The organism is Catenibacterium sp. co_0103 (genome assembly GCF_004168205.1).
GTDB lineage: Bacteria > Bacillota_I > Bacilli_A > Erysipelotrichales > Coprobacillaceae > Catenibacterium > Catenibacterium mitsuoka_A.
Genome location: NZ_RCYB01000052.1, coordinates 1 through 15195, shown reverse-complemented (window position 1 = coordinate 15195; position 15195 = coordinate 1). Strand labels below are relative to the sequence as shown.

Here is a 15195-nt window from a genome sequence, read left to right as displayed (position 1 = left end):
AATAAGGGGTGAGATTCACCCCTTACTGCGTAATAATTAAAATTTAGGAAACCCCTAGTTATTTTAAATTACCAAAATAAAAACCCCTATGAAACCATAGGGGCTTTGTGATTAGAATAATCCGATGATTGCCATTGGGGCATTGTCACCTTTACGGTTATAAGTTTTGATAACTCTAGTATAACCACCGTTCTTACCTTTGAACTTAGGTGCAACATCATCAAATAGAACCTGTACAGCTGTCTTTCCAGTTGCTGGATCTACTACATTCTGAAGAATAGCAGCAGCCTGTCTTCTAGCATGAAGATCTCCTCTAATACCAAGAGTGATTAATTTATCAACGACTTTACGTACTTCTTTAGCACGAGTAGCAGTTGTTTCAATCTTACCATGCATGATGACATCAGTAGCTAAGTTACGTAACATAGCTTTTCTATGACTAGATACACGGCCTAATTTTCTATTGTTTGCCATTAGTGTACTCCTTCCACAAACTTAGTCCATTGGTTTAAAACCAAGACCTAATTCATTTAATTTTTCTTTAACTTCTTTTAAAGACTTCTTACCAAGGTTACGAACCTTAATCATATCGTCTTCAGTCTTAGAAGCTAATTCTTGAACAGTCTGAATTCCTGCTCTCTTTAAGCAGTTGTATGAACGTACAGAAAGGTCAAGTTCTTCAATAGTCATATCAAGAACCTTGTTGCCTGTGTCTTGCTGTACTTCACTCATAACGTCCATATTCATTGCCTGATCAGTTAATTCAACGAACATATTTAAATGTTCAACTAATACTTTTGCAGCAATTGCAAGAACTTCATGAGGTTTAATTGAACCATCAGTTGTAATCTCCATAGTTAACTGATCATACTTTGCTGACTGACCAACACGAGTTGGTTCAACTAAGTATGCTACATTAACAACAGGAGAGAAGATAGAATCAGTAGGAATTACGTCAACACTGTTAACGAACTTCTTATTCTGATCTGCACTCATGTAACCTCTATCTTTATGAGCATACATTTCCATATAGAAATGCTGACCTTCAGCAACATGAGCAATTACTAAATCATTAGAAATTATCTTAACTTCAGAAGGACATTGAATGTCTGCACCAGTTACAGTAGCTGGACCAGTTACATCAATAACCATTGTTACATCTTCATCAGAATCTAATTCAAATACTAATTTCTTAATATTTAAGATGATAGCTGTAACATCTTCTAAAACACCATCAACTGCTGAGAATTCATGAATAGCGCCATTGATTTTTACTGCAAATACTGCAGCACCTGGCATAGATGATAATAATACTCTTCTTAAAGAGTTACCTAAAGTAGTACCAAAACCTCTTTCTAAAGGTTCGATGATAAACTTACCATAATTTTCATCTTCATTGTATGTATCAACAGTGAAATTTGCTTTTTCAAACTTTTGCATTGTTTCCTCCTCTTTGAGATATTTATTTTATATAAATGTAATATAAATCAAATTATCCACGAGGACGTTTTGGTGGACGACATCCGTTATGTGGGATTGGAGTAACGTCAGTGATTGCAGTTACTTCTAAACCAGCAGCTGAAAGAGCTCTAACAGCAGCTTCACGTCCTGGACCAGGACCTTTTACACATACTTCAACAGATTTCATACCATGATCCATAGATGCCTTTGCAGCAGCTTCAGCAGCCATCTGAGCAGCATATGGAGTAGATTTTCTTGAACCTTTGAATCCAAGAGCACCAGCGCTTGACCAGCTAATAACGTTACCGTGTTCATCAGCAACTGTTACGATTGTATTGTTGAATGTTGAATGAACATGAGCAATACCTTTTGCTATATTCTTCTTTACACGTTTTTTACCACGTACAACTTGTTTTGCCATTTGTTCTGCCTCCTACTACTTCTTCTTTCCAGCAATTGGAGTAGCTTTACCTTTACGCGTTCTAGCGTTAGTCTTAGTTCTCTGTCCACGTACTGGAAGTCCTTTACGATGGCGAAGCCCTCTGTAGCAACCAATTTCCATTAATCTCTTAATGTTTAACTGAGTTTCTCTACGAAGGTCACCTTCAGTTTTAATATGTTCAACTTCTTTACGAATTTTTGTTTCTTCTTCTTCTGTAAGATCCTTTACTCTAACATCTTCAGAAACGCCAGCAGCTGCTAAGATTTTCTTAGCTGTTGTTGGACCAATACCATAGATATAAGTTAAAGAAACTACCACACGCTTATCGCGTGGGATATCAATACCAGCTATACGAGCCATTGTCTATTGTTCCTCCTAAAAATAATTAACCTTGTCTCTGTTTATGCTTTGGGTTTTCACAGATTACCATTACTCTACCCTTACGCTTGATTACTCTGCACTTATCGCAGATTGGTTTTACAGATGGTCTTACTTTCATCTTGTGTCTGCCTCCTTTGGGAAGATCTATTTGTGTCTAAATGTGATTCGCCCACGTGTTAAATCATATGGAGAAATTTCTACTGTTACTTTGTCCCCTGGTAAAATGCGAATGTAATTCATACGGATTTTACCAGAAACGTGAGCTAAAATAACTACTCCATTATCCAGCTGGACTTTAAACATTGCGTTTGGTAATGTTTCTACGACCGTTGCCTGGACTTCAATTACGTCATCTTTCTTCTTTGCCAAAATCGATCAACTCCTTATGTACCTTTGTCATGATTTCATAGCCATCTTCAGTGATAGCTACAGTATGTTCATAATGTGCAGCTAATGAATGGTCTGCAGTCTTTACTGTCCAATTATCATCCATTACTTTAACCTCGGCTTTGCCTAAGTGTGCCATAGGTTCAACTGCAATACACATACCTTTTCTTAATTTTGGTCCTCTGCCTGGTTCACCCCAGTTAGGAATGCTAGGATCTTCATGAACCTCTGTGCCAATGCCATGTCCTGTATAGTCTCTAGGCGTTGAGCAGCCATGACTTTCAAGGTAAGTCTGAACAGCATGTGAAATATCAGAAACTCTGTTACCTGGTTTAACTTGTTCTAAACCAGCATAAAGCGACTGTTCACATACTTCCATAAGATGTTTAGCCTGTGGAGACACATTGCCAATCGCAAATGTCCACGCAGAGTCCCCATGATATCCTTTCCAGCATGCACCTACATCCACAGAAATAATATCTCCATCTTTAAGTACATAACCATTAGGAATGCCATGAACGACAACATCATTTACAGACGTGCAAACAGCACCAGGAAAATTATAAAGATTTAAGAAAGATGGTGTACAACCATTCTTTCTTATAATCTTTTCACAGAAATCAGATACCTGTTCTGTTGTTAAACCCGGTTTAAGCCATTTAGCGAGTTCCTGATGAACTAAACCTACAACATGACCAGCATGTCTCATTAGGTCAATTTCACGTTCATCCTTGATTGTAATCATTATTTGGCCTCCAGATTTTTCTTGATATCTGCATAAACAGCATCCATAGACTGGTCGCCATTAACGTTAGTTAATTCACCCTTCATTGTATAATAGTCAATAAGTGGTCTAGTCTGCTTTTCATAAGTATCAAGTCTAACCTGTACAGCTTCTTCGCTCTCATCAGGACGCTGATAGAGTTCTCCACCACACTTGTCGCACACGCCTTCAGTTTTTGGTGGATTGAAAACGACATGATAAGTGGTTCCACAATCCTTACAAGTTCTACGACCTGAAAGTCTCTTGATTAACTTTTCAGATGGCACATCAATATTGATGACAGCATCAATATCAAAGCCAAATTCTTTCGCGATACTTTCTAGTTCTCTAGCCTGAATGATAGTTCTTGGGAAACCATCAAGAATAAAACCGTTCTTAAAAGAATCAATATTTTCCTTTAAGAATTCCCTTACCATTTCAACTGTATATTCATCTGGAACAAGATGCCCAAATTGAATAAAATAACTAGCAATTACCCCGAACTTTGTTTTTTCCTTTAAAGCTTTTCTAAAAAGGTCACCAGTTGAGATCTGGTACAAGCCGTACTCCTCCACTAATTTTTTAGCCTGAGTTCCTTTGCCTGCCCCAGGAGGGCCCATAAGAATAATATTCAAATTCTATTCCTCCTTCTAATTGCTACTTTCTTATATAACCATGATATTCTCTTCTTGTCAACATACTTTTTATTGCTCTTACAGTTTCTAACGCAACACCAGTTACGATAATCAATCCTGTACCCCCTAGAGACAATGCATTATTTGATGTCATCTTCCAGATTTCTGGAGCGATGATTGGAATAGATGCAATGATTGCTAGGAATAGAGATCCTACCACAGTTACACGATTTAAGACAGTTCCGATATATTTCTTTGTATCATCACCAGTACGAACACCAGGAATTGCGCCACCACTCTTCTTTAAATCTTCACTGATCTTCTTAGCGTCAATCTGTAAATTAGAATAGAAGAATGTGAATAGAATAATCATAACGATATAGAGAACGAATCCTATAGGTTTCTGATAATTCAAGATATTGTCAATCATCTGAGTTGTAGAAGTAGACTTCATGAAACTGATAATTGTTCTTGGTGCTGCTAAAACTGATGCAGCAAAGATAACTGGAATAACTGAAGAACTATTAATCTTAATTGGAAGATTAGTAGATTCTTTAGTATGCATGACTGTCTGTGTATTTGTTGCATAGATAATAGGAATTTTTCTTATTGCTCCTTCTTCAAATACAACAAACACGACAATGGCTAAATATACGATAACAAATAAGATGTACCAAGCTAAGCTAGTTACAGTCTTATAAGCACTTCCGAATGTAACCATTGATTTAAAAGACGAGATAAAACTATTTGGAAGGTTAGCGACGATACCAGTGAAGATCAATAGTGAAGTACCATTACCTACACCTTTAATAGTAATCTGATCACCTAACCACATTGTGAACATAGAACCTGCAGCCATAACTATAACTACATAGACGTATGTCCAAATAGAACTACTCGCTAGAATACTATAACCCTTATCGAATGCATATGTCAATGACCCACCTTGAATTATTGCTAATGCAAGCGTTAACACACGAGTTACTTTATCCTTTTTCTTTTTACCTGTATTACCTTCTTTATTCCACTGAGCTAAAGCTGGGATTACATCCATAGACAATAACTCAATAATAATAGAAGATGTAATATAAGGAGAAACCCCCAAAGAAAATAATGAGAATTTCTCCAATGTTCCTCCACCAAGCATATTCATAATTCCGAAGATTCCTGAAGAGGTAGCAGCGCTTGTGATTGCACTTGTATCAATATAAGGAATCACAATGCCTGCTCCTAAACGGAATACGAATAGTATACCTAGTGTAAAGACGACCTTACGACGCAATTCACCTTTTTTAAATACTTCTTTAAAAAAGTTTAGCATCTTAGATCACCTCAGTTTTTCCACCTGCAGCTTCAATTGCCTTTACAGCTGATTTTGAGAATTTGCTAGCCTTTACTGTTAAAGCAACATTTAATTCGCCTCTGCCTAAGACTTTTAAACCGTCTAATGCTTTCTTGACTAGCTTAGCTTCCATAACTGCTTCTAAATCTACAACAGCACCATTTTCGAACTTGTTTAAGTCTTCAACGTTGATGATTGCATATTCCTTAGCATTATGATTAGTGAAGCCACGCTTTGGTAAGCGCATGAATAATGGAGTCTGTCCACCTTCAAATCCTGGTTTCTTACCTCCACCAGATCTAGCGCCCTGACCTTTCTGACCTCTACCAGATGTCTTACCATTACCAGAGCTTGTACCACGACCTACACGATTTCTGTTACGACGTGCGCCGTCATTGTATTTGAGTTCATGTAATTTCATTGTTTACACCTCCTACTTGTCTTCAACTTTTACTAGGTGTCTTACTGCGTTGATCATGCCTTTGATTGTTTCTGTTTCATACTTTTCAACAGAAGCATGCATTTTGTTTAATCCTAACGCTTTAAGAGTAGCCTTCTGGTTTTCTTTACCACCAATAGGGCTTTTTACAAGCGTAATCACAACTTTTTTATTTTCTGCCATTTTTACGCTCCTCCTATCCATAAATCTTTTCGACTGTGATGTCTCTTAATTCTGCTACCTGTTCAGCAGTCTTTAATGATGCTAAACCTTCGATTGTTGCTCTTACCATGTTAATTGGAGTTCTTGATCCAAGTGACTTAGATAAGATATCAGAGTAACCTGCTAATTCAACTACTGCACGGACAGGTCCACCAGCGATGATACCAGTACCTTTAGCAGCTGGTCTTAAGAATACTGAACCAGACTTGAAGTTACCTGTAATTTCATGAGGGATTGTACCATTAATTGATGGAACAGTGATAAGGTTTCTCTTAGCAGCTTCTTCAGCTTTTCTAATTGCATCAGGTACTTCGTTAGCTTTACCTGTACCGAAACCAACACGACCCTTTCTATCACCAATTACTACTAAAGCAGCGAAACGCATTTTACGTCCACCCTTAACAACTTTAGTAACACGGTTGATAGTAACAACTCTTGTTTCGAATTCCTTAGGAGCTCTCTGTCTTCTGTTGTTTTTTCTATTTCTTCTAGGGTTATTGCCTCTTCTAGAGTTTTCTCTAGAATTTTCTCTAGGTTTACGTTCTTCCATTATTTGACCTCCCTCTTAGAATTTTAATCCAGCTTCTCTTGCAGCTTCTGCAAGTGCCTTTACTCTACCATGATAGATATAACCACCACGGTCGAATACTACTACATCAATATTTTTAGCAAGTGCTCTCTTAGCGATTTCTGCACCAACAGCAGCAGCTGCTTCAATGTTTGAACCATTTTCTAACTTCATGTCTACAGAAGATGCTGATACAAGAGTTACACCCTTAGTGTCATCGATGATCTGTGCATGAATATGAGAGTTTGAACGGAACACATTAAGACGTGGTCTTTCTGGAGTTCCAGAAATCTTATTACGAACTCTAGCATGACGTCTTAAACGGATAACGTTACGTGATTCATTCTTTGCCATGATTCGATTTTCCTCCTTAGTTTATAACTACTTCTTACCAGCAGTTTTACCTTCTTTTCTGATGATATGTTCATCAGAATATTTAATACCTTTACCCTTATAAGGTTCAGGCTTCTTCCAAGCTCTGATTACTGAAGCGACATGTCCAACTCTTTCTTTAGAGATACCAGATACTGTGATTTCAGTAGCTGATGGACATTCAACTTTCACACCTTCTTCGATTTCAACTTCTACTGGGTGTGAATAACCAATATTCATTACTAATTTATTACCCTGCATCTGAGCTCTATAACCGATACCAACGATTTCAAGTTTCTTAGAGAAACCATCTTTAACGCCTTCGATCATATTTGCAAGTAAAGCTCTAGTTGTACCATGTAACTGCTTGTTTGTTTTTTCTTCACTGTGTCTCTTACATTCGATTTCATTACCATTTACTTCGATAGTAATTAAGTTAGAGAACTGTCTAGTAAGAGTTCCCTTAGGACCTGTAACAGTGACAGTGTTATCAGCAGCAACGTCTACGTTTACACCTTCAGGTACGATAATAATCTTTTTACCAATACGAGACATTGTTTGACCTCCTAAATAATTTTATTACCAGATATAAGCTAATACTTCTCCACCGATATTCTTAGCTCTTGCTTCTTTATCAGTCATAAGTCCTTGAGAAGTAGATAATACTACGATACCTAAACCATTTAATACTTTAGGAATTTCGTTTACTTTAGCATACTGACGTAAACCTGGTTTAGAAACTCTCTTTAAACCAGTGATAACTCTTTCGTTACCTTTATATTTTAATGTAATAACAATATTCTTATGATTTCCTTCTTCATTCACTACGAAGTCAGTAACAAAACCTTCATTCTTTAAGATTTTTGCTAAATCATTCTTTAGGTTTGAGTAAGGGATAGAAACAGTTTCATGTTTCTGCTGATTCGCATTACGAATTCTAGTTAACATATCTGCAATTGGATCTGTTGTAACCATTTATATGTCCTCCTTCCGTATGTGACTTATAAATTACCAGCTTGCCTTCTTAACACCAGGAATTTCACCTTTATAAGCTAATTCTCTGAAGCAAATACGGCATAACTTGAATTTTCTAATAACTGAATGTGGGCGTCCACAACGTTCGCATCTAGTATATTCACGAACTTTGTATTTCTGAGGACGTTGCTGTTTAACTTTCATTGATGTTTTTGCCATAATTCTGTCCTCCTAATTATTTAGCAAAAGGCATGCCAAGTTCTGTTAATAAAGCGCGACCTTCTTCGTCAGTCTTTGCACTAGTAACAAATACGATATCCATACCTCTTAACTTTGCAACCTTATCGAAATCAATTTCAGGGAAGATTAACTGTTCTTTAACACCTAAAGTGTAGTTACCTCTTCCATCAAATGAATTCTTAGGTACTCCTCTGAAGTCTCTTACACGAGGAAGTGAAATACTTACTAACTTATCTAAGAATTCATACATTCTTTCACCACGTAAAGTGACTTTACATCCGATAGCCTGACCTTCACGTACCTTGAAACCAGCGATTGATTTCTTAGCAGTAGTAACGATTGGCTTCTGCCCTGAGATTAATGTCAATTCTTCTACAGCTTCTTCTAAAAATTTAGAATTGTTGACTGCATCACCAACACCGATATTAATAACGATTTTTTCCATTTTAGGAATCTGCATTGTAGATTCATAACCGAACTTCTTCATTAAGTTCTTTGTGATTTCGTTTGTATAACGTTCTTGTAAACGGTTCATGTATTATCCTCCTTCCCCTTATTTCTTCTTATTTTTGATTACAGCACCTGTTTTCTTATTAACACGTACTTTTTTACCATCTTCAATTTTGTAGCCAAGTTTAACGATTTCCTTAGCTTTTGTATCATAGTAAGCAACATTAGAAGCATCGATTGGAGCTTCTACAGTAATGATTCCGCCTTCAGGATCTGCCTGAGAAGGTTTAACATGCTTTGTTACCTTCTTGACACCTTCAACGACAACTCTATTACCTTTAATTGCAAGAATTTCACCAGTCTTGCCTTTTTCGCTGCCTGCAATGACCTGTACTGTATCACCTACACGTAATTTCATATCTTTCGTTCCTCCTATAATACTTCAGGAGCTAATGATACGATTTTCATGAAATCAGCATCTCTTAACTCTCTAGCGACTGGGCCAAAGATACGTGTACCCTTAGGTGTATTGTCATCTTTAATGATTACGCATGCGTTATCATCGAAACGGATTACTGAACCGTTTTCACGCTGTACACCGTATCTTGTTCTAACGATAACAGCTTTAACGACTTCACCCTTCTTTACAGTTCCGCCTGGAGCCGCTTGCTTTACAGTAGCAACAACGATATCACCGATGCTACTTGTCTTTCTATTTGAACCACCAAGGTTTCTGATAACTAAAACTTCTTTAGCGCCTGTATTGTCAGCAACTTTTAATCTACTTTCGTTCTGGATCATAGTAGTGACCTCCTTTCAGACTGTATTAGATAATTTCTGCTTTCTTTACGATTTCTACTAAACGGAAACGCTTTGTTGCAGATAATGGTCTTGTTGCCATAATCTTTACTGTATCTCCAACACGTGCTTCATTATTTTCATCATGTGCATGGAATTTCTTTGATGAATTCATACGCTTTCCGTATAATTTATGCTTTACATGTGTTTCAACAAGTACAGTTATAGTTTTGTCCATCTTAGTAGAGATGACTGTGCCAGTATAGACTTTTCTGTTATTTCTTTCCATAATCTCTCTCCTACTTTTCAAGTTCTCTTTCTCTAATAACTGTTTTGATCTTTGCGATTGATTTTCTTACTTCTTTGATACGAGCAGTATTTTCAAGCTGACCAGTTGCCTGCTGAAATCTTAAACTAAATAACTCTTTTTTGAATTCGTCTACTTTCACAAGTAGATCTTTTGTTTCAATACTTCTAATATCTTGTACTTTCATGAGTTACTCACCTCTTCCAATAATCTTGCATCTGACAGGTAACTTATGAGAAGCAAGTCTTAATGCTTCACGAGCAGTTGCTTCATCAATCTGACCAACTTCGAACATTACGCGGCCTTTCTTAACTACAGCTACCCACTGTTCTGGAGCACCTTTACCTGAACCCATACGTACTTCCAAAGGCTTCTTAGTCTTTGCTAAGTGTGGGAAGATTCTAATCCAAACCTTACCACCACGGTTCATATGACGGTTGATTGCGATACGAGCTGCTTCAATCTGTCTTGAAGTGATCCAAGCACCATCAAGAGCTACTAAACCGAAGTCACCGAAAGCAACTGTCTTACCGCCCTTAGCCTTACCTTCATATTTAACTCTATGAGGTCTTCTATATTTTGTTCTCTTAGGCATCAACATGATTATTTATCCCCTTTCTTCTTTGCAGGAAGAATTTCTCCCTTACAAATCCAGACTTTAACTCCTAGCTTACCATAAGTAGTAGCAGCTTCTGCAGTGGCATAATCAATGTCAGCTCTGATTGTATGTAGTGGAACTACACCTTCAGAATATCCTTCACTTCTAGCGATATCAGCACCGCCTAAACGACCTGAAACTGAAGTCTTAATACCTTTGGCACCGTTTCTCATTGCATTCTGAATAGCTCTCTTCTGAACTGTTCTGAATGAAGCACGGTTTTCAAGCTGTTCTGCGATTCTATCAGCTACTAACTGAGCGTTAGTATCAGCATTCTTAATTTCTACTACGTTGATAAATACTTTCTTATCACTGATAAGACCCATTAATTCTTTTCTTAAAGCATCAATAGCTTCTCCGTCTTTACCAATCACTACACCAGGTCTTGATGTGTGAACAAAGATATTGACGCGTTTCTTTGATCTTTCAATATCGATCTTTGCTACGTATGCTTTCTTTAACTTAGCCATTAAGAATTCACGGATCTTAACGTCTTCTAATAAGTAATTAGCAAAGTCTTTCTTATCAGCATACCATCTTGAACTCCAATCACGGTTAACACCAACACGGAATCCAACTGGACTTACTTTCTGACCCATTGTTCGTCCTCCTATCTTTCTTCAACCACACAAGTGATGTGGCATGTTCTCTTTAAAATTTGAGTTCCAGAACCTTTAGCTCTTGCGCGGAATCTCTTTAATGTTGGACCTTCGTCAACATAAATCTTCTTAATATATAACTTATCTTCGTCTGCACCTTCATTATTAACAGCGTTAGCCTTAGCAGAGTTAACAACCTTGATAATAGCAGGAGTAGCACTCTTGTTTGTGAATTCAAGAATTCCGAGTGCTTCCTTAACTGACTTACCACGGACTAAGTCAACGACTAATCTAGCTTTCTGAGGTGATACACGAATAGTTTTTGCTGTTGCTCTTGCTTCCATGTTCAAATCCTCCTATTTATTAAGCAGCCTTATCATTGGCTGTGTGGCCTTTGAATGTTCTAGTTGGAGCAAATTCTCCTAACTTATGACCAACCATATCTTCTGTTACATAAACTGGAATATGTTCTTTACCATTGTATACTGCGAAAGTATGCTCAATAAACTGAGGGAAAATAGTAGAACGTCTTGACCAAGTTTTGATAACTTCTTTTTTACCAGCAGCATTTAATGCTTCAACCTTTTTCATCAAATGTTCATCGACGAAAGGTCCCTTTTTTAAACTTCTTGCCATGATTACTTATCCTCCTTCTTATTTAGCATTACGACGACGTACGATCAATCTGTTAGAATGTTTCTTGCTGTTTCTAGTCTTAACACCAAGAGCTTTCTTACCCCAAGGAGTAAGTGGAGCTTTACGACCGATTGAAGTTTTACCTTCACCACCACCATGTGGATGGTCATTAGGGTTCATTACAGAACCACGAACAGTAGGTCTAACACCTTTCCATCTCATACGTCCAGCTTTACCGTAATTAACAAGACCATGGTCTTCGTTACCTACAGCACCAACTGTAGCACGGCACTTCTTTAAGAATTTTCTTACTTCACCAGACTGAAGTCTAACAATTACATATTTTTCTTCAGAACCAAGGATCTGAGCTGAAACACCAGCAGAACGAGCTAACTGTCCGCCCTTACCAGGATGCATTTCAATATTGTGGATAGTTGTACCTTCAGGCATGTTACCCATTTCCATACAGTTACCAACTTTAACGTCAGTAGTTTCACCAGAAACAATTACAGTTCCTACTTCTAGTCCCTTAGGAGCTAGGATATATCTCTTTTCACCATCAGCGTAATTGATTAAAGCGATGTTTGCAGATCTATTTGGATCGTATTCGATAGTAGCAACCTTACCAGGTACTCCATCCTTGTTACGCTTAAAATCAATAACTCTGTATTTTCTCTTATGTCCACCACCATGATGTCTAGTAGTGATCTGACCCATGTTGTTACGGCCACCTTTTTTCTTATAAGGAGCAAGTAATGACTTCTCTGGAGTAGAAGTAGTGATTTCTTCTTTAGTCAAAGCAGTCATGTTTCTACGACCGTTACTTGTAGGCTTATATGCTTTAATTGGCATGTTTAATCCTCCTATTTAAATATCTGAAATGGAGTGCATTTCAATAGTTTATATTAATTATTCTTCTTCACCGAATAAATTGATGCTGTTACCTTCTGCTAAAGTTACGATTGCTTTCTTTCTTCTAGCAGTCTTACCAACATAACGACCAACTCTCTTAGTCTTAGCTCTAACGTTGATTGTGTTTACGCTAGTAACCTTAACATTGAACATAGCTTCAACAGCCTGTTTGATTTCAGTCTTGTTTGATGATAAAGCAACATCGAAAGTATATTTGTTTTCTTCCTGCATTAACTTCATAGTCTTTTCAGTTAAAACAGGTTTTCTTAGTACGTCAGTAATGTGAGCCATTATTTTAGTACCTCCTCAACTGCCTTGATAGCTTTTTCAGTCATCATAAGCTTTGTGCAATCCATAACGTCATAAACGTTTACGTTTCTAGCTTCGATAACTTTAACACCAGGAACGTTTCTAGCAGATAATACTAAGTTTTCTTCTAATGTATCAACAACAATTAATGTCTTTCTTGGGTTTTCGAAGTTACCTAAGAAATTAACAACATTCTTAGTCTTGATTGTATCAAAAGCAAGATTATCTAAAGCAACTAATTCCTGATCGATTACTTTCTGTGATAATACAGATCTTAATGCAAGATTCTTAACTTTCTTGTTAATCTTGAAGTCATAGCTTCTTGGAGTAGGACCAAAGACAATTCCTCCACCGCGCCACTGTGGTGCACGGATAGAACCCTGTCTAGCACGTCCTGTACCCTTCTGTCTCCAAGGTTTCTTTCCACCGCCTGAAACTTCGTGACGATTCTTCACCTTGTGAGTACCCTGTCTTAATGAAGCTCTCTGTAGTAAGACTACATCAAAGATTGCCTGGTTATTTGGTTCGATTCCGAATACGTTTTCGTTAAGTTCTAAATCGTTTAATTTTTCACCATTCTGATTAAATAATGCAATATTCAACATTAGTTTTTCCTCCTTCCACTTCATTATTCTGCAACTGCTTCAGTAGCATAATTTACTAATTCAGCAGCTTCGTTTGTTTTTCCGTTTGCCTTGATACCAGACTTAACGATTACTAAGCCTTTCTTAGGACCAGGTACTGATCCACTAACTAGTAATACGTTCTTTTCTGCATCAACTGCAACAATTTCAAGATTCTGAACTGTTCTTGTGTTTCCACCCATCTGACCTGGAAGATTCTTACCAGGAGCAATTCTGTTTGGAGCGATTGGACCCATAGAACCTACGATTCTGTGAGCTCCAGAACCATGTCCCTTTGGACCGATGTGCTGTCCGTGTCTCTTGATAACACCCTGATAGCCTTTACCTTTACTTGTACCTGTTACGTCAACTACTTCACCAGCTACAAAGCTATCAACAGATACTATCTGTCCAACTTCATAACTCATCATTTCGTCATAACGAAATTCCTTAATGAAGCGCTTAGGAGCTGTGTTTGCCTTAGCAACCACACCTTTTTCTGGCTTGTTTGCAAGCTTTTCTCTCTTGTCTTCGAAACCAACCTGGATTGCGTTGTATCCATCAGTTTCAACAGTCTTCTTCTGAAGAACTACGTTTGGAGTTGCTTCGATAACTGTTACTGGGATTAACTTACCATCAGTAGCGAAAACTTGAGTCATTCCGATCTTACGACCTAAGATTCCTTTCATGAGTTACACCTTTTACCTTTCTTATAACTTAATTTCAATATCTACACCACTTGGTACTTCTAATCTAGTTAAAACATCAACTGTTTCTGGTGTAGGGTTCACTACGTCGATTAAACGTTTGTGAGTTCTGATTTCGAACTGTTCACGAGAATCCTTATATTTGTGAACTGCTCTTAAGATCGTATAAATTTCCTTTTCTGTAGGTAATGGTACAGGACCAACTACCTGAGCACCAGACTTCTTAGCTGCAGCTACGATCTTTTCTGCAGAAGCATCTAGGATCTTGTGATCAAAAGACTTAAGTCTGATTCTGATTTTGTTGTTTGCCATGATTATTCCTCCTTGTCTATTTGTTAGACAACGCTCAATGCGAATTCCCTGAGCACTCTTCCGTTCATGACAACGGCTGTCAGCGTTTCAGCAACCTCGCACATCTTCGCGTTTCACAACGGTCATATAATACCGTAATAAAACAGATAAATCAAGCCCTTTTTAAACTTTTTTAATAAATTTTTCATTGAATAATTCAACACTTTTTCAGCAATAAATGTATGCGCTATCATATCTATAATAGCGTGAATTTCTCCAATTATTTCTTTTTTATGGTTGGTTTTTACCAAATTTATGGATTATAAGAGTCTCATCCTATCCTAAACAATTAATAGAAATGATAATGTGTAAAATATTGGTAATTTTATCATTACTTTGAGGATCATCTTATATATATAGAATAATAATTAATGTTATGTATATTAGAAAATAGAAAAAAACACATCAGGAGATGTGTTGCAGAAAAAAATTAAGTTTAGGTATGTATAATAAAGTCACTAGTGAATAAAAAAAGCCCTCCTGGCGGAAGGCATAAAAAAAGGACCTGGCAGCTTGCTATTGTCGCGTCTTCACACTATCGTCGCCGTTATGATGCTTAACTTCCGTGTTCGGGATGGGAACGGGTGTGTCCATCATGCTATCGCCGCCAGATCCTCG

General features: G+C 37.4%; 30 protein-coding genes and 1 rRNA gene. All 31 read right to left on the bottom strand.

Annotation, left to right across the window (positions count from 1 at the left end; all coding sequences use genetic code 11):
- Window positions 1–111: 111 nt before the first annotated feature.
- The gene (rplQ, locus tag EAI80_RS08970) at window positions 112–474 is read right to left on the bottom strand and encodes a 50S ribosomal protein L17 (RefSeq protein ID WP_006505650.1); all 363 of its coding nucleotides are present in this window, start codon (window positions 472–474) and stop codon (window positions 112–114) included.
- 21 nt (window positions 475–495) lie between these two features.
- Window positions 496–1440 (bottom strand): DNA-directed RNA polymerase subunit alpha, encoded by a 945-nt coding sequence (locus tag EAI80_RS08965; RefSeq protein WP_129981746.1) that lies wholly within the window; start codon window positions 1438–1440, stop codon window positions 496–498.
- A 52-nt stretch (window positions 1441–1492) separates the two neighbouring features.
- Window positions 1493–1882 (bottom strand): 30S ribosomal protein S11, encoded by a 390-nt coding sequence (gene rpsK, locus EAI80_RS08960; RefSeq protein ID WP_006505648.1) that lies wholly within the window; start codon window positions 1880–1882, stop codon window positions 1493–1495.
- 15 nt (window positions 1883–1897) lie between these two features.
- Window positions 1898–2263, bottom strand: a complete 366-nt coding sequence (gene rpsM, locus EAI80_RS08955) for a 30S ribosomal protein S13 (RefSeq protein ID WP_022425041.1) — start codon at window positions 2261–2263, stop codon at window positions 1898–1900.
- 25 nt (window positions 2264–2288) lie between these two features.
- Complete coding sequence (gene rpmJ / locus EAI80_RS08950; protein ID WP_006505646.1) at window positions 2289–2402, bottom strand: 50S ribosomal protein L36; 114 nt, start codon at window positions 2400–2402, stop codon at window positions 2289–2291.
- Window positions 2403–2428: 26 nt separating this feature from the next.
- A complete protein-coding gene (gene infA / locus EAI80_RS08945; protein WP_006505645.1) occupies window positions 2429–2653 on the bottom strand; it encodes a translation initiation factor IF-1 in 225 nt (74 codons plus the stop codon).
- Complete coding sequence (gene map / locus EAI80_RS08940; protein ID WP_022425042.1) at window positions 2634–3416, bottom strand: type I methionyl aminopeptidase; 783 nt, start codon at window positions 3414–3416, stop codon at window positions 2634–2636. Before map ends, infA begins: the two co-directional genes overlap by 20 nt.
- Window positions 3416–4069, bottom strand: coding sequence for an adenylate kinase (locus EAI80_RS08935; RefSeq protein ID WP_022425043.1), 654 nt, complete (start codon window positions 4067–4069; stop codon window positions 3416–3418). The genes map and EAI80_RS08935 overlap by 1 nt, the downstream gene beginning before the upstream one ends.
- Window positions 4070–4091: 22 nt before the next feature.
- A complete protein-coding gene (gene secY / locus EAI80_RS08930; RefSeq protein ID WP_129981745.1) occupies window positions 4092–5390 on the bottom strand; it encodes a preprotein translocase subunit SecY in 1299 nt (432 codons plus the stop codon).
- A 1-nt stretch (window position 5391) separates the two neighbouring features.
- A complete protein-coding gene (gene rplO, locus EAI80_RS08925) occupies window positions 5392–5832 on the bottom strand; it encodes a 50S ribosomal protein L15 (protein WP_006505641.1) in 441 nt (146 codons plus the stop codon).
- 12 nt (window positions 5833–5844) lie between these two features.
- Complete coding sequence (gene rpmD / locus EAI80_RS08920; protein WP_022425045.1) at window positions 5845–6033, bottom strand: 50S ribosomal protein L30; 189 nt, start codon at window positions 6031–6033, stop codon at window positions 5845–5847.
- 13 nt (window positions 6034–6046) lie between these two features.
- On the bottom strand, window positions 6047–6622 hold the full coding sequence (rpsE, locus tag EAI80_RS08915; protein WP_117458136.1) for a 30S ribosomal protein S5: 576 nt from the start codon (window positions 6620–6622) through the stop codon (window positions 6047–6049).
- A 15-nt stretch (window positions 6623–6637) separates the two neighbouring features.
- Entirely contained in the window at window positions 6638–6994 is a 357-nt protein-coding gene (gene rplR, locus EAI80_RS08910) for a 50S ribosomal protein L18 (protein ID WP_022425047.1), read from the bottom strand.
- A gap of 27 nt (window positions 6995–7021) precedes the next feature.
- Window positions 7022–7567: a 50S ribosomal protein L6 gene (rplF, locus tag EAI80_RS08905; protein ID WP_129981744.1), complete on the bottom strand. Its 546-nt coding sequence runs from the start codon at window positions 7565–7567 to the stop codon at window positions 7022–7024.
- 24 nt (window positions 7568–7591) lie between these two features.
- Window positions 7592–7987, bottom strand: a complete 396-nt coding sequence (rpsH, locus tag EAI80_RS08900; protein WP_129981743.1) for a 30S ribosomal protein S8 — start codon at window positions 7985–7987, stop codon at window positions 7592–7594.
- Window positions 7988–8020: 33 nt separating this feature from the next.
- Window positions 8021–8206, bottom strand: coding sequence for a type Z 30S ribosomal protein S14 (locus tag EAI80_RS08895; protein WP_003536834.1), 186 nt, complete (start codon window positions 8204–8206; stop codon window positions 8021–8023).
- A gap of 16 nt (window positions 8207–8222) precedes the next feature.
- Window positions 8223–8762: a 50S ribosomal protein L5 gene (gene rplE, locus EAI80_RS08890; RefSeq protein WP_129981742.1), complete on the bottom strand. Its 540-nt coding sequence runs from the start codon at window positions 8760–8762 to the stop codon at window positions 8223–8225.
- An 18-nt stretch (window positions 8763–8780) separates the two neighbouring features.
- The gene (gene rplX / locus EAI80_RS08885) at window positions 8781–9095 is read right to left on the bottom strand and encodes a 50S ribosomal protein L24 (protein ID WP_129981741.1); all 315 of its coding nucleotides are present in this window, start codon (window positions 9093–9095) and stop codon (window positions 8781–8783) included.
- Window positions 9096–9109: 14 nt separating this feature from the next.
- Window positions 9110–9478 carry a 50S ribosomal protein L14 gene (gene rplN, locus EAI80_RS08880; RefSeq protein WP_006505633.1) on the bottom strand — a complete coding sequence of 123 codons (369 nt, stop codon included), beginning with the start codon at window positions 9476–9478 and terminating at the stop codon, window positions 9110–9112.
- 25 nt (window positions 9479–9503) lie between these two features.
- Window positions 9504–9767: a 30S ribosomal protein S17 gene (gene rpsQ, locus EAI80_RS08875; RefSeq protein WP_187012199.1), complete on the bottom strand. Its 264-nt coding sequence runs from the start codon at window positions 9765–9767 to the stop codon at window positions 9504–9506.
- 7 nt (window positions 9768–9774) lie between these two features.
- Complete coding sequence (gene rpmC, locus EAI80_RS08870) at window positions 9775–9969, bottom strand: 50S ribosomal protein L29 (protein WP_129981740.1); 195 nt, start codon at window positions 9967–9969, stop codon at window positions 9775–9777.
- A gap of 3 nt (window positions 9970–9972) precedes the next feature.
- Window positions 9973–10383 (bottom strand): 50S ribosomal protein L16, encoded by a 411-nt coding sequence (gene rplP, locus EAI80_RS08865; RefSeq protein WP_006505630.1) that lies wholly within the window; start codon window positions 10381–10383, stop codon window positions 9973–9975.
- A gap of 2 nt (window positions 10384–10385) precedes the next feature.
- Window positions 10386–11039: a 30S ribosomal protein S3 gene (gene rpsC, locus EAI80_RS08860; protein ID WP_022425051.1), complete on the bottom strand. Its 654-nt coding sequence runs from the start codon at window positions 11037–11039 to the stop codon at window positions 10386–10388.
- Window positions 11040–11050: 11 nt separating this feature from the next.
- Window positions 11051–11383, bottom strand: a complete 333-nt coding sequence (gene rplV / locus EAI80_RS08855) for a 50S ribosomal protein L22 (RefSeq protein WP_006505628.1) — start codon at window positions 11381–11383, stop codon at window positions 11051–11053.
- Between the two features lie 19 nt (window positions 11384–11402).
- On the bottom strand, window positions 11403–11675 hold the full coding sequence (gene rpsS / locus EAI80_RS08850; protein ID WP_006505627.1) for a 30S ribosomal protein S19: 273 nt from the start codon (window positions 11673–11675) through the stop codon (window positions 11403–11405).
- An 18-nt stretch (window positions 11676–11693) separates the two neighbouring features.
- Window positions 11694–12527, bottom strand: a complete 834-nt coding sequence (rplB, locus tag EAI80_RS08845; RefSeq protein WP_022425052.1) for a 50S ribosomal protein L2 — start codon at window positions 12525–12527, stop codon at window positions 11694–11696.
- A gap of 57 nt (window positions 12528–12584) precedes the next feature.
- Window positions 12585–12878 carry a 50S ribosomal protein L23 gene (gene rplW, locus EAI80_RS08840; RefSeq protein ID WP_006505625.1) on the bottom strand — a complete coding sequence of 98 codons (294 nt, stop codon included), beginning with the start codon at window positions 12876–12878 and terminating at the stop codon, window positions 12585–12587.
- Window positions 12878–13501 carry a 50S ribosomal protein L4 gene (gene rplD / locus EAI80_RS08835; RefSeq protein WP_117458130.1) on the bottom strand — a complete coding sequence of 208 codons (624 nt, stop codon included), beginning with the start codon at window positions 13499–13501 and terminating at the stop codon, window positions 12878–12880. The genes rplW and rplD overlap by 1 nt, the downstream gene beginning before the upstream one ends.
- A 23-nt stretch (window positions 13502–13524) precedes the next feature.
- The gene (gene rplC / locus EAI80_RS08830) at window positions 13525–14208 is read right to left on the bottom strand and encodes a 50S ribosomal protein L3 (protein WP_129981739.1); all 684 of its coding nucleotides are present in this window, start codon (window positions 14206–14208) and stop codon (window positions 13525–13527) included.
- Between the two features lie 21 nt (window positions 14209–14229).
- A complete protein-coding gene (gene rpsJ, locus EAI80_RS08825) occupies window positions 14230–14538 on the bottom strand; it encodes a 30S ribosomal protein S10 (RefSeq protein ID WP_006505622.1) in 309 nt (102 codons plus the stop codon).
- Between the two features lie 542 nt (window positions 14539–15080).
- Window positions 15081–15189: ribosomal RNA gene (gene rrf / locus EAI80_RS08820) — 5S ribosomal RNA — on the bottom strand.
- Window positions 15190–15195 lie beyond the last annotated feature (6 nt).